The 12,977-nt window shown below is 70.2% G+C and carries 10 protein-coding genes and 1 pseudogene; 2 read left to right on the forward strand and 9 right to left on the reverse strand.

Annotated features, from left to right (window positions below):
- Positions 1-65: 65 nt before the first annotated feature.
- From ACFQLX_RS16075 to ACFQLX_RS16115, 9 genes and pseudogenes are all read right to left on the reverse strand, one after another.
- Complete coding sequence (locus ACFQLX_RS16075; protein WP_386415621.1) at positions 66-3,731, reverse strand: laminin G domain-containing protein; 3,666 nt, start codon at positions 3,729-3,731, stop codon at positions 66-68.
- Between the two features lie 675 nt (positions 3,732-4,406).
- Entirely contained in the window at positions 4,407-4,820 is a 414-nt protein-coding gene (locus ACFQLX_RS16080) for a DUF6093 family protein (RefSeq protein WP_386415622.1), read from the reverse strand.
- Between the two features lie 4 nt (positions 4,821-4,824).
- Positions 4,825-5,265, reverse strand: a complete 441-nt coding sequence (locus tag ACFQLX_RS16085) for a DUF6093 family protein (RefSeq protein ID WP_386415623.1) — start codon at positions 5,263-5,265, stop codon at positions 4,825-4,827.
- A gap of 31 nt (positions 5,266-5,296) precedes the next feature.
- Positions 5,297-6,424, reverse strand: coding sequence for a hypothetical protein (locus ACFQLX_RS16090; RefSeq protein WP_386415624.1), 1,128 nt, complete (start codon positions 6,422-6,424; stop codon positions 5,297-5,299).
- Position 6,425: 1 nt separating this feature from the next.
- The gene (locus tag ACFQLX_RS16095) at positions 6,426-6,908 is read right to left on the reverse strand and encodes a class I SAM-dependent methyltransferase (protein ID WP_386415626.1); all 483 of its coding nucleotides are present in this window, start codon (positions 6,906-6,908) and stop codon (positions 6,426-6,428) included.
- Positions 6,909-7,263: 355 nt separating this feature from the next.
- Entirely contained in the window at positions 7,264-8,193 is a 930-nt protein-coding gene (locus tag ACFQLX_RS16100; RefSeq protein ID WP_386415629.1) for an aminoglycoside phosphotransferase family protein, read from the reverse strand.
- Between the two features lie 217 nt (positions 8,194-8,410).
- Positions 8,411-8,560, reverse strand: a complete 150-nt coding sequence (locus ACFQLX_RS16105) for a hypothetical protein (RefSeq protein WP_386415630.1) — start codon at positions 8,558-8,560, stop codon at positions 8,411-8,413.
- 86 nt (positions 8,561-8,646) lie between these two features.
- Positions 8,647-9,173, reverse strand: a pseudogene (locus ACFQLX_RS16110) (gfo/Idh/MocA family oxidoreductase); the annotation flags it as partial.
- Positions 9,174-9,229: 56 nt separating this feature from the next.
- Positions 9,230-9,646, reverse strand: a complete 417-nt coding sequence (locus ACFQLX_RS16115) for a hypothetical protein (protein ID WP_386415631.1) — start codon at positions 9,644-9,646, stop codon at positions 9,230-9,232.
- A 186-nt stretch (positions 9,647-9,832) separates the two neighbouring features.
- On the opposite strand from ACFQLX_RS16115, the gene ACFQLX_RS16120 reads away from it, so the two are divergent.
- Both ACFQLX_RS16120 and ACFQLX_RS16125 read left to right on the forward strand, forming a co-directional pair.
- The gene (locus tag ACFQLX_RS16120; protein WP_386415633.1) at positions 9,833-12,391 is read left to right on the forward strand and encodes a tetratricopeptide repeat protein; all 2,559 of its coding nucleotides are present in this window, start codon (positions 9,833-9,835) and stop codon (positions 12,389-12,391) included.
- 63 nt (positions 12,392-12,454) lie between these two features.
- A complete protein-coding gene (locus tag ACFQLX_RS16125) occupies positions 12,455-12,883 on the forward strand; it encodes a hypothetical protein (protein WP_386415635.1) in 429 nt (142 codons plus the stop codon).
- Positions 12,884-12,977 lie beyond the last annotated feature (94 nt).

The raw sequence follows: 12,977 nt of genomic DNA on the forward strand, positions 1-12,977 counted from the left end.
AGTGCATGGGGGAATGCCCGAGCAGGGGCGCGGCCGGGTAGCCGCGCCCCTGGCGCAGGGTGGTGTCAGTTCGGCGGTGGCGCGATGATCTTCGCGTAGACCTGGTTGACGTCCATCGCACCGGACCAGACGCGGATCTCCTCCAGCCCACCGGGCAGGTAGCGACCCGTGGTACTGCCACTCGTGCCCCGACCGGCGGAGATATCACCGGAACCCTGCTGGATGGCATCGAAGCCGGCGGTGTCGCCTTGCGGCTCGTCGTACTCGCCGACATACAGATGAGACACGCCGTACTTGTCGGTGCTTTGGGTTGCATCCAACTGGTGGGCGTCGAAGACCCCGGTGACCTGCACCCACGTGTCCAGTTCGGCAAACTCCCTGGTCTCGATGCGGGCGGACTTGATCAGTTTGCCGGTGGAATCGACCGCTGAGCGGCCAAAGCACCAGTAGATACCGTTCGCGTCCTTCTCCGCCCAGATCGCCCAGGATGACTCGCCGGCCGTGCCGGCTCGCTGACCGGCCACGATGGCCTGGTATCCGACCGGCTTGGCCGCCCACTTCACCGAGTCCAACTCCACGCGGGCGGTGACCGTGAACGAGTCGGTCTCATCGACCACCGGGCCGGTCGCCCTCGCATAGCCGGCAGCCCCGTCGAAGGTGACGTTGTTGTTCACCTCGTCAATCACCGCACCAGAAGGAGACAAGGTCATCGCCGGGGCTGCGGGGTAGCCGGACGACTGCTTGATGGTGGTGCCGCTGGAGGTAGCCGCGTTCCAGTGCGCAACCAGTTCCGTCAGCGGTGCGCTGTCCTCTGTCAGCGCCGCCTCCTGGTGGATTTCGTCCACCGTCAGTGCGCGCTGCCAGACCGCGGTCTCATCGATTCGGCCGCGGAAGTACGCGCCGCCGATACCCGAATCAATCGACGGTCCCCACCGCATACCCATGTTCGAGATCCATGGCTCGTATGTAGAGGCGGACGCCGACAACTTCACCGGCTGGCCCTGCGGACGACCATTGACGAACAGCTGGATCGTGTCGTTGGACTTGTCGCTGTCACCCTTTGTGTCAAAGACGCCGGCTAGGTGCGTCCACACGTTCAGCGGCGGGTTCTGCCGCTCGGCGATGGAACGGATGTAGACCGGCGCGGCTTGGTCCTTGTCGGTCCGGTTGAACACCCACGCCTTGTAGGCCGTGGAGTAGTACAGCGTGAAGGCGTTGGTGGCGCTGCCCGGAGCTGTCAGCACCGTTCTATTGATGGAGGCGTCGCTCATGTTGACCCACGCCGAAATGGTGAAGGAGTCCCGAGTATTGATCGGCGGGGTGCTGGTGGCTGCATAACCCTGCGCGGCCGGATCGGAGCTGTCCAACCACAGGGAGTCATCGGGGTTGCCGCGTCGGCCCAGGGTGGAGAACGTCGACCAGGCAGTCGAGAGTGTCGCGTCGTGGCGCAGTCCCTCGGTTGCCGTGTCCTTGGTCAGTTTCGCGGGCGCGTCCGCCGGCGTGTCATCGGTGAAGTGCCAGCGTCCTACCGCTCCTGCCCCGGGCTTGACCTTGAAGTGGTATTCGGCCGGGGTGCCCCAGCGTTGGCGTACGTCCTTGGCCTCCACTGTGAGCACCTGCTCGCCGGCGGTGCCCGGAACTACCTCCTGGCTCTCCACCACATGCACGTCATCGGTACTGCTGCTGGGGTTGTCCCCGCTGATCTCCTTGGCCGCGCTGGAGGTCAGCAGCCGCCACCGGTAGGCGATCACATCGGTGTCCGCGGTGTTGGGCTTGAACGAGAAGGTCCCCTTGGTACCGGGGCCGCCGTTGCCTGCGCACGCGGTCGCGGTGCACTCGGTGTACGGGCTGAGCGAGGTGATCTGCGGCGCCTTCGGGGCGGTGACATCCACCCGGAAGTAGCACCAGGACGAGTACGAGGAGAACAGGTTGACGGCGGAGCCGTTGAAGGAGGTGTTGGACTGGGTGCGCGCCTTGTAGCGGTACAGGCCGCCGTCCGCACGCTCGTTCATCCGCTGCAGCATCAGCGTGCCGTCCTCCACCCAGCCCGTCTCCGGCCGGTGACCGCTCCACACCGAGTGCCAGGCGGTGCCTGGCTGGTCGGTATCGGAACGCTCCACTATGTACTCGGCCTGCAGGTTGCCCTTGTCCTCACCCGAGGCCGGCTGCACCAGGGTCTGCACCCGCGCCTGCACCAGCGGATCCAGCCGGGTGACGACCAGCGGATCGGAGGAAGAGGTCTTGCAGTAGGCGGTGGTACCGCTGCCCGGGATCAGGCCGACACTCGTCGGCACACCCGGCTTGGCCACATACGTCACCGACAGCACGGCGTTGTCATCGAAACGCTTCCACGCCGAGGCATCGCCCTCGTCCTTCGCGCGCAGCATCAACGTCAGCCGGGAGATCTTTCCGTCCGCGAAGGAACGAACCGTGCTCTTGAGGTTTTCGTCCGTCTCCTCCGGGTTGTCGTTGAACTCGATCCACGAGTCCGGCTGCGACGGCGAGCACTCACCCCCTCGACCGGCCGAAACATACCGGTCCCCCATCTGATCCAGCTGGGGCGGCCCCGGCCAGCGAGTTCCCTCGCCGATGTTGTCGGTGCGCTCCAGGTCCACCCAATGCGCGTTGCAGTCGAACGACCACGTCTCATAGGCACGGAAGGTCGCGTCCAACACGTACTTGCCCGACAGTCCCGTCGGGGAGAACTCGAAGTACATGCGGTTGGTGTAGTTGCTGCCGCAGTAGTAAGGGCCGGCCTGCGAGCAGTTCCCCACCCCGTAATCCCCATTGAAATCGTAGAACTTGTCGCCGTCGGAGGACAGCACGGTGCGCTCCGACAGGCTCAGCCCGATGGCTGGATCCACCAGGACGGGGTAGGCGGTGTCGGTTCCACGCAGCAGCGAAAGGTCCGGCTTGACCTCGAGGGAATCGGCGGCGACCTTGACCGGCATCACCGCGGTCTCATCGCCCTCACCCGGCACGGTTTCCGCCACCGGCTCCGGCTCGTCCTGAACCGGCACCACGCTCGTCATCTGCGTGGTCATACCGGAAACGCCCGCAGCATCGGAGGCATCGGGGCCGGAGGAGTCCCACATCACCGCCGCCGCGCCCTTGAACAGCGCGTTGCCGTCACCGTCCACGGCCCGCACGCCGCCACCCGCACCCGGCTGCAGCTCAAGGCCCTCCATCGACGCCTCGAACCGGATCTGCTCAAGGGCCGGATTGGCCGCGGCCTGCGCGGACTTGACCACCAGTACCTCGCGGTAGCCCTCGACCGTCGCGGTCAGCTGCAGATCCACCCCATCCCACACCTCGGGATAGGTCGCCGTCGCCCCGTCCAACACCGGCTCCGGCAGCACCTGCGGCCACGCCAACGCCATCGACTGCCCGCCCTTGGCCAGGCGCAGCATCCCCTCACCACTGCCGCCGGGCGAGAACGACACATCCACGACCGCAGCCTTCGGACCGATCCGGCCGTCAGAGCGTTTGACCAGCGTGGCGTCCGGCTCCACCCACGAACCGTCCGAAGCCTTCACCCGCTGCGGGACCGTGGCCTGCTCCAGCGTGAACGTCCCGTCCGGATTCGCGAAGGTCTGCGCAGACTCATCACGCAGAGTTACTACCTCTACCCGCTCCCCGCTGTCAGCAGCCAGAGCCGACGCCGACAGCTCAGTAGGAGCAGACGTCAGCGAGGCCGCCGAAGCCGCCCCCTGCATCGCGATGGGGCCCACTCCACCACCCAGTACTGCCGTTGAGACTGCCAATCCGATCGCCCTGGACGCCGAACGCCACCGGCGCCCACGTAGCCGCGAAACCATGCCCCCACCCTCACTACCTGCAGAAACGTACAAGACGCGGCACAGTAAGACCCAAGTAAGAGGAAGATCAAGGGGGGATAAATCCGAACAACTCTTCCGTTGTGTGTGCATAGATATACACACCACCTCATGTGATGTATCTCATGAAGCCCGCCGTGGGCAGCAGCCCCACCGGCCAGCAAACTCCCGATCGTTCCTTCAACTCCGTTCTTTCGTAGTTCAGTTCGACCAACACGATCGACTGGCCAGTGCACAGTCTTACTCTGGGTGAACAGATCCAACGAACCATCTCGTGAGGGCTGCCAGTTCTGCGTGGGCGAACTGCGATTCCCAGACCTTGGCGCTCGCTTGGTGAGCACACCGGTCTACATGACTTTGATGACCTTTGCGCCTGCGACGATGTTGCTCTTCACGAGGGGACAGACCGCGTCGGTGCCGGAGACCCCACTGCCCAGGAACCAACAGCGTCCGCCCGGCGGGGTGACGGGCGTAGTTGCCGAGACGATGCGCGGTCCCACGGTTGCCCCTGCAGCGATCTGCTCGCTCAGGCGTATCGCGAGGCCGCCCCGGTCACCCAATCTGGGATGCTCACGGAAGCAACGTAAGTTGCCGCTCTGTCAACCTCGTTGCCCGGCAGATCTCCACCGTCGACGCCTCTGTGGCATCGTCGACCAGCCAGGAGCGGGTCGCCAGACCTCCGGTGGCGGTGGGAACTTCCACCACGTCGCCCGGTAGTGCGATCGGCGCTGTCGCCGGAGTGACGAGGCGGTACCAGGCGGCTCCCTGGGAGAGCCAGTCGACGCCCAGGAGTTGGGCGAAGGCGATCTGTCCGTGCGTGGAGAGGACCGCGCCTGGGCCCTCGTACACCACCTGGATCGGGGTCGGCTCTGGTTCGCCCGTGTGTGGGTCGAGGCGGGGTTGGACGGTGGCGCGGGTGACGCGCACGATGTCGGTCAGGAGAGCTTCCAGGTCGGTGCGGGCCTGGGTGAGGTCGACGGGCATCCGTTCACGCCCCGGCCGTCGGGGTGGCCTCGTCCAGCCAGGTGGTGCGTACGACGGTGAGGCTGTTGGCGTCGGAGATGTCCAGGGCGCGCCAGACGCGGCCCAGGAGGCCGGGGTCCTGGCTGGCGGTGGTGACGCGTACCCGGTCGTCGCGGGTGGCGAGGGGTGCGGACAGGGGGGTGAGGAGGCGGTAGCGGTTGCGGGTGTCGTCGGCGTACGCCTGGCCTTCCAGGGACAGCACCAGGCCGGGGCCGCCCGCGCCGAACACCGCGCCGGCGCCTTCGTAGGTGATCGTGTCGGGGCCTGGGACGTACTCGCCCGAGGCGGGGTCCAGGACGGGTGGGCCGGGGCGGTAGGTCTGGACGGTGTCCACGAGGATGCGGGTTTCGACGATGGGGGCGACGGCCGCCAGGGACAGGCCGGCTGAGGGTGTGGGGGTGGTCATACCTTCGAGGTTAGGGCGGTGCGCGGACAGCTCAATCGCCTTGATTAACAGCTGAGTTCACTGCTCTGCTCACGACGCCGGCGCTGAGGCGTGCGGCTTCCAGCAGCGTGCGGCGCAGTTCGTCGGGCATCGCGTTGGGCCCGAGGCCGGCGGTTCGGACGGTGTGGATCAGGCGTGCGGTCTCGGAGGGTTTGAGGTGGTGGCGTACGGCGCGGTGTCGGAGGACTTCCCGTGCCGCGTAGCCGTCGCCGCTTTCCAGGACTTCGCGGATCAGCGGGTGGGTGAGCTTGTCGGTGATGTCGGGGTGGGCGGTGGCGGTCAGGGTTCGGCAGGTGAGGGCGAGGCGGGTGCGGAAGACGATCAGTCCTGGCTCGGGGACGCTCTCCAGGTAATGGAGGACAGCCCGTGCGGCGGCGCGGGGCGTGGGGCGGTTGAGGCGGTGATGGCACAGCAGGCGCAGGCAGCCGGCGACGCCCTGCTCCCATGGCTCGTCTACCCGGCTGGCTTCCAGCAGCGTCAACGCGTCCGCCGGGTTTCCCTCGAATACCCCGGCGAGAACGGCTACTTGGCGGCCGTCGAGGAGGCGGTCGCCGATGCCCTGGTGTCGGTGTGCGTGCTCGTGGGCCTCGCTCCATCTCCCGGCGCCGGCCAGTGCGCGTGTCCCGTCGGCGAGTACGACCGTCCACAGCCACTGGCACACCGCCTGCTGGTCCTCGGTGGTGGCGGTGAGGTCGCGCAGTGCGAGTTCCCGATCGGCAATGACCGCGGTGGAGCGGGCTCGTACCGTCCGGTAGAGCCGGTCGAGGAGCTGGTAGGCGGCGAGCGGTTGCCCGTCGCGGATCTGGAGGCGGGCCAGGTTCACCACGGGTTCGAGCGCGAAGCGGGCATGGCGGGCCGACAGCGGGTGGATCGCGAGGAAGGCGTCCGCGTGCTCCCAGCACAGCCGGCGGGCGAGGTGGGGGTCGCCGCAGTCGCTGGCGATGAGCGCGGCGAGGTTCAGCACCGCGACGGCCGGGGTGATGTTGCCTTCCCCCTGCCGCTCGGACGCGGCGGAGACCGCTTGGGCGTGGAGTCTCCGTACCCGCTCCTCCAGGGGAGGGCAGGTCGGGCGCGGCCGGGCGACGAGGGGGAAGGTTCTCGCTATGCGGGAGGCGTCCACGTCAGTGCCACTCGATGACGATCTGGTTGAGCTTGTTGTCGAACACGAACCACCCCGGCCCCTCCTCCGCCAGTTCCGCGTCCACCGGGTGCGCCTCGAAGCGCACGTCCTGGCCGCGTCGTTCCCGGTCCCACACGCGGATCTCCTCGATGACCCGGGCGAGGAGCTCGTCGCGGTGGTCGCCGTGGGCGATGGCGCCGAACTCCCACAGCGTGGCGCCGTCGGGTGCCGTGTGCGGGCTCCTGCGCCGGGTGAGGTAGGCCAGGGTGCCGCCGTCGAAAGTCGCGGTCGCGCTCGGGTACGGGGCGCTGAGCAGGCCGTCCTTGACCGCGCGGGGGGGGCGACCCGCAGGTGGCTGAGGGCGTTGGGCATCCGTACGATCCACCACACAGACGCCGAAGCCACCGTCGCCGAACTGGACGGCCTCCTCGGGCCGTTCACGGAACCCGTCCAGTCCCATCATCCCGTCCCGCGATCCTGACATCGACCCATATTCCGGCCGCGGCCAGGCGTGCCGCGTGTGGCGACGTACCCACTCCTGTCAGCTGACGGCTTCCGTGCCCACACACTCCCGGAGGCCCACCGCACTTACGTTCTCCGCGCAGGCCAAGGGGTGAGCCGATGATTGAAGTTTCCCCTTGATCGTGGACAAGGGGAAACTCCTCCCATCCGCCGTCGATGCTCTCCAGGGCGAGGTCCCCTCCGGGGAGTTCCATCTACGCCTCCTCCTGGGCGGACCATCGCTCGGCGGCATCCCACGGGGGCAGTGGACCAGGACTCCAGCCGAACGGCCGCTCGGGGGCGCCGAACTCCAGTGCACCGGGGTGCATCGGGGTGCGTCAGCACCCCTTCAGGACGCGATCGAGTGCCGTTCGGCCTGCGGGTCCCCAGTGTGGTTTGCCGCCGGGTAGGCCCTGGTCTCCGTTCTGTCCCATGAGCATCAGGAAGAGGCTCTTCATCGCGGCCAGCCCGCGGGCGCGCCGGATCGACGCCTCGTCCGCCCGCCCGTACGTGTCGAAGAACCGGGAGGCGGTGCCCGCGGGTAGTAGCACCCAGGCGGCTGCGAGGTCCCACGCCGGGTCGCCGGCGAACATGTCACCGAAGTCGATGACGCCTGAGAGCGTTCCGTCCGCGACGACGACGTTCGCGGGGTGGAGGTCGCCGTGCACCCACACCGGCGGGCCCTCCCACGCGCCGGCCGCGACGGCGTCGTCCCAGACGACCCGGACGGCCCGGACGGCCCGGACGTCGAGGGCGGTGTCGGCGACGGCGGTGTCGTCGGGGGCGACGGCCTGGAGGAGGTTCTCGAAGCCGTCCGTGCAGTTCCTGGGATGGGCGCCGCGGTCCGTAGCGATCGGCGCCTCGGCGGGTGCCTGCACGTGGAGTGCCCGGAGGAAGGCCGCCAGTGTGTCGGCCGCGTGGCTGCCGCGGCTGATCGAGCCGTGGTCCAGGGGCTCGCCGGGAACCCACGTCATCACCGTCCAGTGCTTGGGGAAGCGCTCGGACGGTTCGCCGAACCGCACGGGCGTGGGCACCGGGAGCGGCAGGCGCGGGGCGAGGACGGGTAGCCACCGGCGCTCCTTGAGTTGGAGTTCCGGGGTGGGGTCCATGCGCTGCATGCGTACGGCCAACTCGTCGCCGAGGCGCCACATGTGGTTGCCCCAGCCGCCCGCCACCTCGCGGATGGCCAGCCCGGCAAGGTCTGGATGCTGCTCCTGCAGGAGGTCGCGGACCAGGTCTGCGGTGATCTCCGTTTCAGCGTGGGTCATGCGCAGCCACGGTACTGGGGCGGTAGGCGGCTTGAGCTGGTCCGAGTGGACCTGCTCATTCAGGGCGAGCGGACCGTGGAGTCGTTGGCGCGTGCAGCCGGCCTCGGTCTGACCACAGCCCTGGCCGAGCACATCGCCGCGCTTCCCTCTGATCGAGAGATCGTGGCGTACTGCCGGGGCGGCCACCGCGTCCTGGCGCACGACGCGGTGCGCCTGCTCAGGCTCCGATACGGCCATGAGCAGGCCGCCGGATGAGCCGGTCGCCGTCGGCGAGGTTGCCGATCGCGAACAGGTGGGCGGGGTACGCGAGTTCGACCACCGCCATGCCGTACGTGGTGACCGGGTCGTCGATGGTGTGGCCGCCCACCACGGGGCGGTACGGGCCCGGTATCGCGCCGAGCCCCGGTGCCGGGTCGGTCGGCTCAGGTGCGTCGGCTGTCGGCCCGGCCGGTGTCAGTTCCTCCGCTCCTGCCCGGCGGCGAAGTACGCCGCCAACGTCGGGTCCAGCGGCGGCACATCGTACGGAGTGCCGCCGTCGCGCAGTGACAGGGTCGCCATGTGTCCCGCTGCCACGCTCATCCGCGCGGCGACGGGTGACGTGTCCGTGCTGCCCCCGTCGCGGGCGAAGCGGCAGAACTCGGCGATGATCCGGCTGTCGGCGCCGCCGTGCGAGCCCGTCGCCTCGGGCACCCGGTGGATGATGTCGGCGTCGGAGCGGTACGACGTGGGGCCGGTGTTCACACCCGGACCTCGCCGCCGGGGCGGTCGCCGAAGTTCTCCAGTCGGCCCTCGGTGCCGATGACGGTGTAGTTGCGGACGTAGTCGGGGCTGAAGTGGCACTGCTGGTACGCGGCGATCACGCCGTTGTCCACCGGCGCGCGGCGCGGCAGACCGCCGTACAGCATCAGGTCGCCGAGCGCGTTGACGCGGCTGGTGTAGCCGCCGGCCAGCCAGTGCACGACGTCGAGGTCGTGCGCGGCGACCGCGGGGTTGGCGCGCAGCCCGAGACCGATCACTCCGATCCGGAGGTCGTCGGTCATTTGCCGCCCTTCGCGATGGCCTTCTCGTACTCGCGGCGCATGGCGTCGCCGGCGGTGCGGCGCCGCTTGGGGAGGATGTCCTTGATGCCGGTGTAGAGCTCGTCGCTGGCAGAGGGGCCCTTGTTGGCGAAGGTGTGAGAGAAGTAGTTGCCCTTCTGGTTCAGGACCACGTCGCCGTTCTTGTCACGGGTGCGGTGGGTGCCTTCGAGGCCGTTGTCGAGGAAGAGGCGCTCCTCGCTGCCGAACGGGGCGCTCAGGTAGTCCATGACCTGGAGCAGGGTCGGTATGCGCTTCTTGTCGACCTTGTTGTTGGTGGCGGTGAAGCCGACCGATCCGTAGCCGAAGCCCCAGCTCGGGGTGATGCCCGCCTCGGCCGCGAACGGCACGGCGATCTTCGCCGGCCAGTCGTACATGACCCGGTCATTGAGGTAGCCGGGGCGGGACTACCCATGCGGACGACAAGAGCTGTTCGTAAGGCTTTAAAAAATGCACGTTCGCGCATAGGTGGGAACCGGGAGGGGAGGTGCCACCTGCCCGGTCCGCCAGCCCGTCGGTGGGCTCCCGGGAGGTGGGCGGGTGGTGGTGGCTACGATCAACCGGTGATCGAGAGTGGTGGAAACGGCGTGGGGGCTGGGCAGTTGGGCGGGCAGGTGGGCGACCGGGTGGGTCGGCGGGCGGTGCCTCGGGAGGCTCATCAGGCCGCGCATTACGTGCACCTTCTGCGGTGGGCCGCCTGTCTGCTGCCCGCCGCGCAGCGCCCTGCCGCTCTGGCCGAACTCGCCGGTACGGGGCTGGCCGCCGCGGGGGCGGACTGCCTGGCGCCCGGGGCGGTCGCGGTGGCGGACGAGGAGCCGACGCCGGCCGGGCCCGTGGCGCCCTCTGTGGACCCGTCGGGGGCGCTGCGTGCCTGCCGTACGGTCGACGAGGGCGACGCCCTCCTCGCCGGCGCTCCGGTGGACTGGGCCGCCGTGGCCGACGCCCACCGGCGTGAGCCCTTTCGGCAAGTCGAGCAGCTGCGCGCGCTGTTGGGGCGCCCCGACTGCCCCGAAGACCTCACCCTCGCGCTGCTCACGCCCTGGTCCACGGCGGCGGCCAACCGCCTGACGCACCGCAAGGCCGCGCTTCCCGACCCGGTGCGCGGCCTCCTCCTGCCGCACACCGGCGAGGTGCGCTTCTCCCTGCTGCGCCACCTGCTGGCCACCGGCGACCCCGGCCAGGCGCTGCGCGCCACCAGCCGCGTCGACGTACTCCTGCGCGCCGCCGACGGTTTCGACTCCGCGCGGCGCGCCGCCCTGTACGCCCTGTGGGACGCGCTGGGGGTGTGGCTGCGGGCGGAGTTGGGCGAGGACCGGCGTGCGTGGCTGGTCGCGGCCGAGCGGCTGCGTGGGCATGCGGGCCCCCTGACCTCGCTCCTCCCCCGTCTCGCCCGCCCGCCCCGCCACCGCCTCCCCCTGGACCTGCGCGTCCTGGCCCAGGCGCCGCCTGCCGTCCTCACCGCGCTCCTCGCCGCCCTGGACGACGCGGAGTTGGAGGAGGCCGCCGCGTACACCCTGCGCGGCGTGCGGATGCGCGAGGAGGTCTTGGTCCACGCCCTGGAGCGCATGCACGGGGCCGGCCTCGCGCCGCGGGCCCCGTACGCGCGGTGGGCCCTGGGCAGTTGGGACATCCACTACCGTCCGCCCGAGCTGCGGGCGTGGCTGTACGGGCGGGACGAGCGCCTCGACGCGAGACTGGAGCGCAGCGCCGTCACCGAGCCGCACCTGCGCCGGCTGCTCGCCGCCCGCCGGCCGCCCCGCGCGCCGGCCGAGGATTTGGTCGCCGAGTTGCGCGCCCACCCGGACGCCGTCGCAGCGCAGCACGTACTCGACACCACCCTCCCCGAACAGGGCACCCCCTGGGAGGAGTTGATCGCCGCCCACGAGAGGGATCCGCTGCCCGAGGGGGTGCTGTGCGCCCTGTCCTCGCGGGCGCGCTTCCCCGCCGTCCTCGCCGCCGGCATGTCGAGGCACCTGCGCCTGACCCTGGCCGGGCAGGGCAGCGTGCTGGCTCGTTCGGCCCTGGCCGTCCTGCCCGAGCCCACCCCCTTCCCCGCCCGCGTGGTCGACGCCGACCCCCACCGCGCCCCCGCGGTGATCGGCCGGGTGCGCGCGGGGCGGGCCCTGAAGGCCGACGAGGTACTGGCCGCGGCGCGCCCCGCCGGGGCCGCGCTGGACTACGGGCGCACGGTGGACGACGCGGAGTGGCACGCCGCGTGCGCGTCCCTGCTGGCCGCGGCCGCCGCCCGCTCGGGCCCCGGGCTGTGGCGCCTGCTGGCCCAACGCCTGCCCACCCACCCCGGATCGCTGCCCGACCTGCTCGCGCCCCGCCGGGGGGACGCGACGGCGCTGTGGCTGTACGGGCTCGATCCGCAGGACGCCCCGGTCGCGCTGCTGGACCACTACGAGACGCTGGTACGCGGCGCCGCGGCCGCCCGCTCCGGGCGCCACCGGCCCGACGTACCACGGGTGTTCACCAGCGCAGCCGCCGCCGTGGGGTGGCTCGACGAGGAGTGGCCCACCCTGCTGGCCGCCGCCCGGGCCGCGCAGGTCCACCGTCCCGGGCTCACCGTCGCGCTTCCCGTACTGCTGGCCGAATACCTCGTCGGGTGCGGCCAGTTGGCCGAGCTGGTCCCCCTGTCGGAGCTGGCCCGCGACACCGCGCGCCGGATCGGCGACCGGCACGGCGAGGCCACCGCCTGGGGGAGCCTGGGCATCGCCCTGCAGCGGTTGAAGCGCTACGAGGAGGCGGTGGCCGCGCACGTACGGGCCCGCGACCTCATGCGCGAGACCGGCGACCGCGAGCGCGAGGGACGCACCAGCCGCAACCTGGGCAACACCCTTGCGCTGCTGGGCCGTCGGGAGGAGGCCGCGGCGCGGCTGCGGGAGGCGGTGGCCTGCTTCCAGGACGTCGGCAACCGGGCCGGCACCGCGCGCGTCTCGCGGGATCTGGGAGACGTGCTGCGCGGGTCGGGCCGTACGGACGAGGCGGTCGCGGCCTACCGCACGGCACTCGCGCTCTCCACCGGCTCCGAGGACGGGAAACGGCGCGCGGAGGTGGAGGAGGCGCTGCGGCGGCTTGCTCCGCCGGCCGCCGCGGCGCCTGGCGCCGACGGCAGGTAGCCGCGTCGCGGCGAGTGCGGATCGTCCGGCGCCCCGGCCATGAGGCCGTCAGCGGAAACCCGGATGCACCAGCGCGTCCGCGAACGCCTTTTTCACCTGCCGGTCCTGCTGGAGACCGCCGAGCGCGTCCGGCGCGAAGCAGCCGCGCTACCGGCAGCTGCCCGAGCCACCCCCTCCGAAGAGGTATTCGAGCACGAGGGCACCCGCTACCTGCGCATTCTGCCCAAGGTCAACCAGGTCCCCAGTCGCCTGGATCACGGCTCCCAGCACGTCCACATCAAGGAGGTCGGCAACACTGGACGCCGGATCAACCAGAGCGTCGTCGAAGATGACGCTTTCTGGGCCTGGGCAGCCATCGAGACCCTCCGACACACCGGCGAGATCGTCCCACTGCTCCAGATCGTGCCGTCCAAGAGCAATAACGCCTCCGCGAACGCATCCGCGAAGCGCGCGGCAACGGCCGGCTCGGAGAAGTCGAGGGACTCCAGGTGACCCTCGACGCCGCCACCGCCAAGCTCAACAGCCTCAGCCGGGCCCCGGCCGACGGCCGACGGCCACTGCCACTGCCACTGCCACTGCCACATCG

The organism is Streptomyces polyrhachis (assembly GCF_042663125.1).
Taxonomy (GTDB): Bacteria; Actinomycetota; Actinomycetes; order Streptomycetales; family Streptomycetaceae; genus Streptomyces; species Streptomyces polyrhachii.

Excerpts from the sequence above, each read along its gene's own strand:
- ACFQLX_RS16080 (WP_386415622.1), bottom strand. The coding sequence starts at position 4,820 with ATGCCCGTCGACCTCACCCAGGCCCGCACCGACCTGGAAGCTCTCCTG.
- ACFQLX_RS16085 (WP_386415623.1), bottom strand. The coding sequence starts at position 5,265 with ATGACCACCCCCACACCCTCAGCCGGCCTGTCCCTGGCGGCCGTCGCC.
- ACFQLX_RS16095 (WP_386415626.1), bottom strand. The coding sequence starts at position 6,908 with ATGTCAGGATCGCGGGACGGGATGATGGGACTGGACGGGTTCCGTGAA.
- ACFQLX_RS16100 (WP_386415629.1), bottom strand. The coding sequence starts at position 8,193 with ATGACCCACGCTGAAACGGAGATCACCGCAGACCTGGTCCGCGACCTC.
- ACFQLX_RS16115 (WP_386415631.1), bottom strand. The coding sequence starts at position 9,646 with ATGTACGACTGGCCGGCGAAGATCGCCGTGCCGTTCGCGGCCGAGGCG.
- ACFQLX_RS16125 (WP_386415635.1), top strand. The coding sequence starts at position 12,455 with ATGCACCAGCGCGTCCGCGAACGCCTTTTTCACCTGCCGGTCCTGCTG.